The organism is Promicromonospora sp. NFX87 (assembly GCF_048564965.1).
Classification (GTDB): Bacteria; Actinomycetota; Actinomycetes; order Actinomycetales; family Cellulomonadaceae; genus Promicromonospora.
Window position 1 is genome coordinate 1,716,079 of the sequence record NZ_CP183413.1, and the last position, 12,272, is coordinate 1,728,350.

Annotated in this window: 6 protein-coding genes; all 6 read left to right on the plus strand. The window is 72.1% G+C overall.

The features are described 5' to 3' along the window. Positions 1–62 precede the first annotated feature (62 nt). Positions 63–1,166 carry a sugar ABC transporter substrate-binding protein gene (locus ACNYC2_RS07745; RefSeq protein ID WP_419706466.1) on the plus strand — a complete coding sequence of 368 codons (1,104 nt, stop codon included), beginning with the start codon at positions 63–65 and terminating at the stop codon, positions 1,164–1,166. 2 nt (positions 1,167–1,168) lie between these two features. Beyond that, positions 1,169–2,206, plus strand: a complete 1,038-nt coding sequence (locus ACNYC2_RS07750; protein ID WP_419707789.1) for an ABC transporter permease — start codon at positions 1,169–1,171, stop codon at positions 2,204–2,206. Continuing rightward, a complete protein-coding gene (locus tag ACNYC2_RS07755) occupies positions 2,203–3,777 on the plus strand; it encodes a sugar ABC transporter ATP-binding protein (RefSeq protein ID WP_419706467.1) in 1,575 nt (524 codons plus the stop codon). Before ACNYC2_RS07750 ends, ACNYC2_RS07755 begins: the two co-directional genes overlap by 4 nt. A gap of 2 nt (positions 3,778–3,779) precedes the next feature. Continuing rightward, positions 3,780–4,772, plus strand: coding sequence for an ABC transporter permease (locus tag ACNYC2_RS07760; protein ID WP_419706468.1), 993 nt, complete (start codon positions 3,780–3,782; stop codon positions 4,770–4,772). Positions 4,773–4,868: 96 nt separating this feature from the next. Next, positions 4,869–6,359 (plus strand): aldehyde dehydrogenase family protein, encoded by a 1,491-nt coding sequence (locus tag ACNYC2_RS07765; protein WP_419706469.1) that lies wholly within the window; start codon positions 4,869–4,871, stop codon positions 6,357–6,359. A 94-nt stretch (positions 6,360–6,453) separates the two neighbouring features. Further along, on the plus strand, positions 6,454–12,213 hold the full coding sequence (locus ACNYC2_RS07770) for a LamG-like jellyroll fold domain-containing protein (RefSeq protein ID WP_419706470.1): 5,760 nt from the start codon (positions 6,454–6,456) through the stop codon (positions 12,211–12,213). Positions 12,214–12,272 lie beyond the last annotated feature (59 nt).

The window sequence follows — 12,272 nt, forward strand, 5'->3', positions numbered from 1 at the left end:
CTCAGTTCCACCACTCAGTCCCACCGCCGGTCACCGGCACTGAACGAAACAGAGGAACGACAATGAAGTTCACCTCTCGACACAGCACCGCTCGACACACGGCAGCCGTCATCGGCGTCGCCCTGGCGGCGGCCACCCTCACGGGCTGCACCGAACAGGCCGGCGGCGGCGCTGCCGCCGGCGGGGACGGCGCCGCCGCCTGCGACCCCGCCGACGTGACCCTGGTCGGCCAGGTCCGCAACGAGTCCAACCCCTACGAGGCCGCCTGGCTCGACGGCGGCGACGCGTTCGCCGAGCAGGTCGGCCTCACCCAGGAGCGGCTCACCTACGACGGCGACTCGACGCGTCAGCAGGAGCAGATCAGCCAGCTGCTCGCGGGCGACACCGAGTGCCTCGTCATGAACATCCTGCCCAACGGCGACTCCGACACCCCGCCCATCGTGGAGGGGGCCGAGGAGGCGGGCGCCTACCTCGTCACCCAGTGGAACAAGCCGGCCGACCTGAACGTCACCGACTACGACCAGTGGCTGTCCCACATCACCTACGACGGCGTGGAGTCGGGCAAGCAGATCGGCGACGCGCTGGCCGAGGCCATCGGCGGCTCGGGCGGCATCGTCGCCCTCCAGGGCATCCTCGACACCGGCGCAGCCAAGGACCGGTTCGCGGGGCTCGAGGAGTCGCTGGCGGCCAACCCGGACGTCGAGCTGCTCGACGACCAGACCGCCAACTTCTCCCGTGCGGAGGCGCTGGAGGTGACCAAGACGCTGCTCACCAAGCACGGCGACGACGTCAAGGGCATCTGGGCCGCCAACGACGACATGGCGCTCGGCGCGCTCGAGGCGCTGCAGCAGGCGGGCCGCGACGACGTCGCGGTGGTCGGCATCGACGCCGTGCCGGACGCGCTCACCGCGATCCAGGACGGCACCATGACGGCGACCGTCTCCAGCGACGGCCCCTGGCAGGGCGGCATCGGCCTCGCCATCGGCTACTGCGTGGCCACGGGCGAGCTCGCCGCCGAGGACATCGCAGCCGAGGACCGCGCCTGGTTCGCCGAGCAGTTCCTCATCGAGCAGGACAACGTCGCCGACTTCGTCTCCCCGGAGGTCAGCGAGGACGACTTCGCCTGCGACAACCTCTTCAGCCGGTCGCAGGGCGCGATCTCGTGACCATGGCACCCTCCACCGAGGCCGGCACAGGAGCCGGCACAGAAGCCGGCACGGACGTCGTGCCCGTGCAGCGCCCCCGGCCTCGGCGGGGGGTGTCGCTCCGGGACGCCGGCCCGCCGATCGCCCTGGTCGTCATCTTCGGCGTCTTCGCAGTCCTCAGCCCCGACTTCCGGACCGTCTCGAACGTGCAGAACGTCCTGGACGCCGCGGCGGTGCTGGCGGTCGTGACCTGCGGCATCAGCTTCGTGCTGATGATGGGGTCGATAGACCTGTCGGCTCCCGGGATCATGGGGGCGGCCGCGATCACGGTCGCCCTCCTGGCTGCCAACAACCGCAACGACAACGACCTGGGGCTGCTCGCGGTCGCCGTCGCCGTCCTCCTCGCGGCCGCGCTCGGCTGTCTCAGCGGGCTCGCGCTGGTCGTGCTGAAGGTGCCGTCGTTCATGACCACCCTGGGCATCTCCGCGGTGGGTCTCGGCCTGGCCACCCTCATGTTCGCGGGGGTGCAGCCCAACGTCTCCGACCCGATGCTGGAGGGCTGGGCGGTCGAGCGGTTCCTGGGTCTCGCGCGCCTGACCTGGATCGCGCTGGCCTGCGTGCTCGTGGGCTGGCTCGTGCAGCGCTACACGCGCCTGGGCCGGTACGCGTTCGCGATCGGCGGCGCCGAGGAGGTGCTCGCCCTCTCGGGCGTGCGGGTCGCGCCCTACAAGGTGGCGGTCTTCACGATGGCCGGCGCGTTCTACGGCCTCGCCGGCGTGCTGGTCACGAGCCAGCTCGGCGCCGGGCTCGTCCAGGCGGGCAGGGGCTACGACTTCTCCGCCATCACCGCCGCCGTCGTCGGTGGCACGCTGCTCACCGGCGGCCGCGGCGGCATCCTGCACTCCACCGTCGGGGTGCTGCTGGTGACGGTCCTGACGAACGGCCTCGTCCAGGTCGGGGTGAGCCCCTACTGGCAGGGCGGGGTCCAGGGCCTCATCGTCGTCGCGGCCGTGGCCGCCGCCGTCATCCCACAGCGTCGTAGGAACCAGGTGACCAAATGACCACCAACCTGCAGACCCAGCCCGAGTCCCGGGTGCCCGCACCCGTGCCCGCCCTCGAGGTGCGCGGCCTGGTCAAGCACTACCCGGGCGTCAAGGCGCTCGACGGCGTCGACCTGGTCGTGCGCCAGCACGAGGTGCTCGGCCTGGCCGGCGAGAACGGCGCGGGCAAGTCCACGCTGCTCAAGGCCCTGGTCGGCCTGGTGCGGCCGGACGGCGGCGAGATCTGGGTGCGCGGCGAGAAGGTGCGGCTGAAGAGCATCATGGACGCCGCCGACCACGGCATCGGCATGGTGTTCCAGGAGCAGTCGCTGGTGCCCAACCTCACCGCCGCCGAGAACATCGTGCTCGGCAGCGAGGGGCCGGGCGTGCGCCGCGGCGTCTACCGCTGGAGCACGATGCGCAGGCTCGCGCAGGAGCAGCTCGACAAGATCGGGTCGCACATCGACCCCCTCGCCCGCACCGACACCCTGAGCTTCGCCGACCGGCAGATGGTCGAGATCGCCAAGGTGCTCCGCATCGAGGAGCGCACGTCCCACCCGCCGGTGATCATCCTCGACGAGCCCACCTCGGTGCTGGAGTCCAAGGAGATCGAGACCCTGTTCACCCAGGTGCGCAGGCTGCGCGAGTTCGCGTCCGTCGTCTTCGTCTCGCACCGGCTCGACGAGGTGCTCGACGTCTGCGACCGGGTCGCCGTGCTGCGCGGCGGCCAGTCGGTGGGCGAGCTGCCCGCAGCGGACGCCGCCCCGGCCGAGCTGCACCGCATGATGATCGGCTCCACCGGGTCCGACGACCACTACCACGGTGCTGCCGCCGAGGGCTCCGACGAGCGGTCCGACGAACCCCGCAGGCCCCGTCTCGTGGTGCGCGGGCTGACCGGCAAGACCTTCCGCGACGTCGACCTCGACGTGCACGCGGGCGAGATCGTCGGCATCGTCGGCGTCCACGGCTCGGGCCGCGAGGACGTGTGCCGCGCGCTGTTCGGCGCCGAGCCCACCACCGCAGGCGAGGTGGTGCTCGACGGCGAGAGGCTCGACCTGTCCGGCACCCGCGCGGCCTGCGCCGCCGGCGTCGGCTACGTGCCCGCCGAGCGCAAGACCGAGGGCATGGTGGGGCCCATGTCGGTGGCCGACAACATGACCCTCACCAAGCAGCACGCACGCTGCACCGGCCCCGTGGTGCGGCCGCGCAAGCAGGCCACGCTGGTGGACCGGTGGATCGAGCGGCTCTCGATCCGTACCCCGCACCGGGGCACCGCGATCCAGCGCCTGTCGGGCGGCAACCAGCAGAAGGTGGTGCTGGCCCGCTGGCTGGTGGCCGGCGACGTCCGGCTGCTGCTGCTCGACCACCCGACCCGCGGCCTCGACATCGGGGCCCGCTCGGAGGTGTACCGCCTGATGCGGGAGCTCGCGGCGAGCGGCGTCGCCACGGTGCTGCTCGCCGACAGCCTCGAGGAGGCGATCGGCATGTCCGACCGGATCGTCGTCATGAGCGACGGCCGCGCCACCACCGAGGTCGCCGCCCCCGCCGGCGGCAAGCCGACCCCGCTCGACCTCGTCAAGGAGATGGTCTGACCGTGTCCGCACCCGTCCTCACGACGCCGGCCCCCGACGCCGTCGTCCTGGCGCGTCCCACCGTCGGTCAGCGGCTGACGTCGTTCATGCCGGTCATCGCGCTCGTCGTGCTGCTCGCGGCGCTGACGATCGCCGACCCGAGCTTCCTGACCCTGAACAGCCTCACGGCCGCGGTCCGGACGTCGGCGCCGCTCGTGGTGCTCGCGGCCGGCGCCACCCTGGTGGTCCTGTGCGGTGGCATCGACCTGTCGATCGCCGCGCTCTGCTCGCTCGCCACGGTCTTCTTCGCGCTGTGGCTGCCCGACCTCGGCGGGCTCACCACTCTCGCGATCATCGGGGCCACCGCCGCGATCGGGGCGCTGCAGGGCGTCGCCCACGTGCTGCTCCGCATCCCGTCCTTCATCGTCACCCTGGGCGGCATGAGCATCTTCGCCGCGGTCGCCCTGGTGATCTCCGACGCCGGACCGATCCGGGTGGCCGACCGGGACGCCACCAACTGGCTCACGCTCTACGTGGGTGGCGTGGTGCCGATGGCGTTCGTGGTCGCCCTGGTGGTCGTCGCGGTCATCTCGCTGGTGCTCCGGCTCACCCCGCTCGAGACCTGGGTCCGCGCCACGGGGTACTCCGAGTCGGCGGCCCGGCTGGGCGGCGCGCCGGTCGACCTGGTCAAGGTCGCCGCGTTCACCGTCTCGGGTGCGTGCGCCGGCCTGGCCGCCGTCATGCTGGTCTCCCGGAACTTCAGCGGCAGCCCGTCGATGGCCGACAACCTGCTGCTGCCGGCGGTCGCGGCCATCGTGGTGGGCGGCACGGCCATCACCGGCGGTCACGGCTCGCTGTGGCGCAGCCTCGCCGGCGCGCTCGTGGTGACGCTGCTCCGGGTCGGGCTGCCGATCGTCGGCGTCCCGTCGGCGTGGGAGCAGATCCTCTACGGCGCGATCATCGTCGCGGCCGTCGCGCTCACCCTCGACCGGTCGAAGGTCCTGATCATCAAGTAGCCGCGACCCACTGCCTCAGTCCCCACGACCCCGAATCCCGAACCGCCAGAACCCCGCCAGAACCGCCAGAACCCCGCCAGACCAAGGAAGGCTCTCATGTCCGAGAATCCCCAGCTCCTGCCCGCCGTCTCGAAGTTCCTCTCCTCGCCCAGGCAGCTGCTGATCGACGGCGAATGGGTGGACGCCAAGGACGGCCAGACCTTCGCGACGGTCAACCCCGCGACCGAGGACGTCCTCGTCCAGGTCGCCCAGGCCTCCGCGGTCGACGCGGACCGTGCGGTCACGGCCGCCCGGAACGCCTTCGAGCACGGCTCCCCGTGGTCGCGGATGACCCCGCGCGACCGCTCGCACCTGCTGTGGCGCATCGGCGACATGATCGACGAGCGCACCGAGGAGTTCGCGCAGCTCGAGTCGCTCGACAACGGGAAGAGCCTCGCGTCCGCCCGGGGCGACGTCGGCGTGGCCGCCGAGCTGTTCCGCTACTTCGCGGGCTGGGCCACCAAGATGGAGGGCACGACGATCCCGATGTCGGTGCCCGGCCGCGACTTCCACGCCTACACGCGCCGCGAGGCGATCGGCGTCGTCGCGGGCATCGTGCCGTGGAACTTCCCGCTCACCATGGCGGCGTTCAAGATCGTCCCGTCGATCACCGCGGGCAACACGGTGGTGCTCAAGCCCGCCGAGCAGACGCCGCTCACCGCGCTCCGGCTCGGCGAGCTGCTGCTGGAGGCCGGTGTCCCGGCCGGCGTCGTCAACATCCTGCCCGGGTTCGGGGACGCGGGCGCCGCCCTGGTGGACCACCCCGGCGTCGACAAGGTCGCCTTCACCGGCAGCACCGAGGTGGGCAAGAAGATCGCCGCCGGCGCCTCGAAGAACCTCAAGAAGGTGTCGCTGGAGCTCGGCGGCAAGGCGCCCAACATCATCTTCGCCGACGCCGACCTCGACGCCGCGATCGCCGGCGCCGCGCTCGCGGGCTACTTCAACGAGGGCCAGTGCTGCGTCAACGGCTCGCGCCTGTACGTCCAGCGCGAGGTGTTCGACCAGGTGATCGAGGGCGTCGCCGCGGCGGCCAGGGCCATCAAGGTCGGCGACGCGTTCGACCCGGCGACCACCATGGGGCCGCTGGTCTCGCAGGAGCAGCACGAGAAGGTCATGGGCTACGTCCGCGGGGCGGTCGCCGACGGCGCCACGCTCGCCGCGGGCAGCCCCGAGTCCGCCGCCGACCGCGGCTACTTCTTCTCGCCGACCCTGATCACCGATGTCACCGAGCAGATGGCGGTCCAGACGGACGAGATCTTCGGCCCCGTCATCACCGCCATCCCGTTCGACTCCGAGGACGAGGTGGTCGTTGCTGCCAACAACACGGTCTACGGACTGGCCGCCGGCGTCTGGTCGAAGGACCTCAGCACCGCCCACCGCGTCGGCGGCAGGCTGCGGGCAGGCACGGTCTGGCTCAACACCTGGCACGCGGACGACGTCACCCTCCCGCGGGGCGGCTTCAAGCAGTCCGGCTGGGGCCGCGAGCTGGGGTCGTTCGGCCTGGACGACTACACCGAGCTGAAGACGGTCATCGCAGAGCTGCGCTGACCACGCACCACGGTCCGGGCGGCCGGCCCTGTACGGGCCGGCCGCCCGGGTCGCCGTCATACCCCCACACCCCCGTGCGAAAAGGGATTCAACGATGAACCTGTTACGCAGACCTGACCTGCGGCGCCCCGCGCGCCGCCCCCGCTGGGCGCCCGGGCGCCTGGCGGCCATGCTGGCCGCCCTCGCGGTGGCCGTACCCCTGGGGAGCGGCGTCGCGCAGGCCGCCCCCGACACGGCCGCGCAGGCCGCCGTCGGCTCCGTCGACGACGGCGTGCTGCGTGTCCTGCTGTTCTACAAGCCCAACTTCCACGCCTCCCACGTCCAGGCCCGCCAGGCCGTGCGCGACCTCGCCACGCAGCTGGGCACCGAGTACGACCAGCCGGTCGAGATCCAGGAGACCGAGGACGCCGCCGCCTTCACGACGGAGAACCTCGCGACCAAGGACACCGTGGTCTTCGCGCAGACGGGCGGCGTGCTGTTCAACGTGGCCCAGCGCGCGGCGCTGGAGGCCTACATCCGCGGCGGCGGCGGGTACATGGGCATGCACTACGCCGGCTGGTCGGTCGGTCAGAGCGAGCACGACGTGAACCCGTTCTACGCCCGGCTCGTGGGCGCGATGTCGGAGGGCCACCCCGAGAACCCCGCGGTGCGCCCGGGCCGCGTGGTGGTCACGGACGCCGCCCACCCGCTGACCCAGGGGCTGCCCGCCGACTTCACGCGCAGCGACGAGTGGTACGACTGGCTGGTCAACCCGGCCCCCAACGTGCGCACCCTGCTCAACGCCGACGAGTCGTCGTACGGCGGGGGCAACAACGGCACGGACCACCCGATCACCTGGTGCCAGGAGATCGACGAGGGCCGGTCGTGGTACTCCGGCATGGGCCACGAGGGCACGGCCTACGCCGAGGCCCCGATCCGCACGCAGATGAAGAACGGCCTGGCCTACTCCTCGGGCCTGCTCCCGGCCGACTGCTCGCCCCCGGACAAGTCGGAGCAGGGCGCCTGGAGCGGCGTCACGCCCTGGCCGCTGGTCCCGATCAACGCGGCGCTGACGTCCGACGGCAAGGTCCAGTCGTTCGGCAGCGTCTCGTCGGGCTGCACCGACAACACGCCGTACGACTTCGGCGGCAACTCGTGCGTCACGCAGGGCGGCCAGATGGAGATCGACGTCTGGGACCCCGCTCAGGAGCGCACCACCGCGAACGTGAGCGACAACGTCGTCACGAACTCGACCTACACGGACCTGTTCTGCTCGATGCAGGTGCAGATGCCGCACCGGCGGGCCACGATGACGGTCGGCGGTGACGACAGCCTGGGCGGCAACGCGCCCAACGACGGGTCGCTGGGCGTCACCAGCTACACGACCAACCAGGGCCTGCGCACCGAGGCCCCGATGAACTTCCCGCGCTGGTACCCCACGGGGACCACGCTGCCCGACGGCTCCGTCGTCGTGCAGGGCGGCAGCCTCAAGGGCGGCCCCGGCGGCCCCGGCGTGCTGACCCCGGAGATCTACACCCCGGACGAGGGCAGCTCCTGGAAGCTCCTCGACGGCGCGACCAGCGCCGCGGCGTACGGCGACGGCGGGAACGGCAACGGGCCCGACGAGAACCGCTGGTGGTACCCGCGCGCGTTCGTCGCGCCGGGCAGCGGCAACGTCTTCAACATCACCGGCACGCAGATGTACGAGCTCGACCCCTCGGGCGACGGCGAGATCACGCTCCGGGGCACCCTGCCCACGGACGTCGCCAACCAGGGCGGCCTCGGCAACCCGGTCGGCGCCACGTCGACGGCGACCATGTACCGCCCCGGCAAGATCCTGCAGGTGGGCGGCGGCTGGTGGGCCAACGGCGGGGGACCGGCCGGTGCTCGCGCAGGCTTCACCGTCGACATCACCGGCGGCACCGACGCGCCGGTGGTCGAGGCGACCGAGCCGATGCGGCACCAGCGCCACTGGGCCACCTCGACCGTGCTGCCCGACGGCAACGTGATCGTCACCGGCGGCTCGCGGGACAACAACGGCAACGGCGGCTACGTCACCACCGCCGAGATCTGGAACCCCGACACCGGCGAGTGGAGCGTGGTGGACGTGCCCTACGAGCACGCGCGCCTCTACCACTCGACGGCTCTGCTCCTGCCCGACGGCCGCCTGATGGTGGGCGGCGGCGGTACGCCGGGCCCGCGCAACTACACCGACGTGGAGTTCTACTCCCCGGCCTACCTGTTCGACGGCAACCAGCCGGCGGAGCGCCCGGAGGTCACGGGCGTCCCGAAGAAGGTGGGCTACGACGGCACCTTCGACGTGCAGGCCGGCGCCGGGGTCTCCCGGGTCACGCTGGTCCGCAACGGCTCGGTGACGCACGGGTTCAACAACGACCAGAACTTCCAGGACCTGGCGTTCGCCCAGGAGGGCGGCAACCTCACCATCGAGACGCCGGTCGACGGCACCTACGCCCCGCCGGGCGCGTACATGCTGTTCGTCTTCGACGAGGACGGCACCCCGTCCGTCGCCGACATCGTCCAGATCGACCCGACGGTCGAGATGGACGCCCGGGCCCCGCACCTGGTCGACCAGCTCGAGTACCCGCGCATCCCGGCGGAGTGGCGTTCCGCCAACCCGCCGGCCGTGGTGGACGTCGAGCCCGGCAACGGCCGGATGTCCCCGTGGGAGGTCGACAGCGAGGTCCAGCTCGTCCGCGCCGCGGCCTCCAGCCAGGGCGGCCTCGGCGCCACGGGCTACCACCTCGGCGTGGGCGCCGAGGGCAGCCTGACGCGCACGGTCAAGGGCCTCGACCCGGGCCGTGAGTACCGCCTCTCGCTGCGCTACGCCCGCGACAGCCGGTCCGCCGGCACCGCACCCGGCACGGTGGACCTCACCATCGGCGACCTGTCGACGACCCTGTCGGCGGCGCCGGACCTGTCGTCGCAGAGCAAGTTCGGCAAGTACGTCGGCACCTTCACCGCGGGGGCCAGGTCGCAGGACCTGACCATCGCCGCCGGGGACTCCGGCGCGGGCGTCATGATCGACGACCTGGTGATCGTGGGCTCCGACCCCGGCGCCTCCGACGTACCCGTGCACTACGAGTTCGAGGAGGGCTCCGGGACCCGGGCCGCCAACACCGGCACGGACGCCGGCGTCGGCGCGGCAACGCTCACGGGCGCGACCGGCTGGAGCGAGAACGGCGTCTTCGGCGACGCGCTCGACCTCACCGGCGGCAGCAACGCCAACGCGGCGGACCTGCCGGACAACCTGCTCCAGGGCGAGGCGAACTTCACCACCTCGTTCTGGGTGCGGCCGGACACCAAGGCGAACTGGATCGGTCTGTTCCACCTCGGGGACGGGCTCGCGGACGCGGGCAGCTTCTTCCAGATCCAGATGCAGACCAATGCCGCCGGCGCCACGGGGCTCGCGGCGACGTTCAAGGCCAAGGGCGCCGCGCTGCAGGAGCGGGTCTACGCCACACCCACCCGGGATGTGGTGGCCGGCGAGTGGAACCACGTCGCGTTCACCCGGCAGGGTGCGACCGGCACGCTCTACCTCAACGGCGACCCCATCGCGTCCCGCGATGACCTGACGATCGACATGACCGACGTCGGGCCGACGGCCAACAACTGGCTGGGCCGCAACGGGTTCCCCGACCCGGCGTACGACGGCCTGATGGACGACGTCCGCGTCTACACCTCGACGCTCGGCGACGCCGAGATCGCGGCCCTGTACGACGACGGCACCGCGCTCGCCACGACCACCACGGTCACGGTCGAGCCGGTCTCCCCGTCGCCGTTCGCCGAGCCGGTCACCGTCTCCGGGGCCTTCGCGGCGGCGAGCGGCGGGGCCCCCGCGGGCGTCGCCGAGCTGTGGGTCGACGGCTCCCGCCTCGGTGGGCAGGCCGACGTGGCGGCCGGGGCGGTGTCGTTCACCGACGTCGCGCTCTCCCCGGGCGAGCACGACGTGGAGGTCCGCTTCCTCGCCGACGACGGGTGGCGGGACTCCGCGCAGACCGTCAAGCACACGGTCGAGCGACCGCCGCCCGGCGAGGGCACGCCGATCCACTACACCTTCAACGAGGGTCAGGGCACGACGGCGGCCAACACCGGCCTGGACAGCTCGGTCGGGGCGGCGACGCTCGGCGGGTCTGCCGGCTGGACCCCGGACGGACGGTTCGGTACGGGGGTCAACCTGCCCGGCGGCGCGTCGGGCACGGGCAACCAGGTAGAGCTGCCGGACAACATCGACGCGGGTATGGACGACCAGTTCAGCGTGTCGATCTGGGCCCGCCCGGACGCCCTGCCCACCTGGGTGCCGCTGCTGCAGATCGGCAGCAGCACCGACACGTTCTTCCTGCTCCAGTCCAACACCCAGACCAGCGGGGCCACCGGCTTCGCCGCGACGTTCAAGGCGCCGGGCACCCCGGGCAGCGCCCAGGAACGTCTGGTGCTGGGCCAGGGCAACGACCTCCCGCTGAACGAGTGGACGCACGTGGTGTTCACCCAGAGCGGGTCGGTCGGGAAGATCTACTTCGACGGCGAGCTGCAGGCCACGCGTAACGACTTCACCGTCAGCATCGGTGACATCGGCGTGGGCGGGCAGACGACGACGAACCTCATCGGCGGCACGAGCTGGCCGGACGCTCGCTGGGACGGCCTGGTCGACGACTTCCGGATGTTCGGGTACGAGCTGACCGCCGAGCAGGTGGGCCAGCTCCACGCCGGCCCGGCGGCCAACGTGGCCCCGGTCGGGGCGGCCGACGCCTTCGGCACCGTCGAGGACGAGCCGCTGTCGGTGGAGGCGCCGGGTCTCCTGGCGAACGACACCGACGTCGACGGCGACGACCTGACCGCCACCGGGCTCACCCAGCCGGCGAACGGCGAGGTCACGCTGGAGGCCAACGGGTCCTTCACGTACACGCCCGACACCGGGTACTTCGGGACGGACACCTTCACCTACAAGGCGTCCGACGGCGCGGCGACGTCGGCGGCGACGACCGTGACCATCACCGTCGAGGAGGGTGAGCAGCCGCCGGTCAACACCGCGCCGGTGGCGGGTGCCGACGCGTACGCGGCGGTGGGCGGGCAGCCGCTCACGCTCCCGGCGCCGGGCGTGCTGGCCAACGACACGGATGCCGACGGCAACGTGCTGACCGCCACGGGGGTGACCCAGCCGGCGAACGGCAAGGTCACGCTGGCGGCGGACGGCTCCTTCACCTACACCTCCGACGCCGGGTTCTCCGGCAAGGACGTCTTCACCTACCGGGCCGACGACGGGGAGGACCTCTCCGCGGCGGCCACGGTGACCATCACGGTGAAGTCGCCCGCGGTGACGGCGGTGGCCGGTGTCGCCCTGCCGATCACGTACGGCACGGCAGGGACTGTCTCGGTGGCGGTGTCACCCGACACGGCGACGGGTTCGGTGGAGCTGTTCAACGGCGAGACCGAGCTCGCGGAGGCCACCATCGCGGACGGACGGGGAACCCTCGTCCTGCCGGCAACCTCGCTCCGGCCCGGGGTCTACGACCTCACCCTGCGGTACGGGGGCGACGCCGATCACCGGTCGTCGTCGTCGAGGGTCCGGGTAGTGGTGGAGAAGGTGATGCCGACCATGGAGATCACGGCGGCGAAGGCCGCCGGGAACAAGGCGGTGGTCACCGTGTCGCTCACCGCGCCGTACGACGTCCGGGTGACCGGACAGGTGCGGCTGGCCGTCCAGGGTGGGCAGACGCTCACCGCGGCGATCGAGAACGGCCGGGCCCGGTTCGAGGTGCCCCGGCCCAGGAACGGTGACCTGACGGTGACGGCGACCTACCTCGGCAGCGAGCTCGTGCTGCCGGCGGAGACCAAGGTGACCGTCAGGGTGCGGTAGCGAAAAGGCCCCGTTGGTCGGGCTCGTCGAGACCTCGACGAGCCCGACCAACGGGGCCT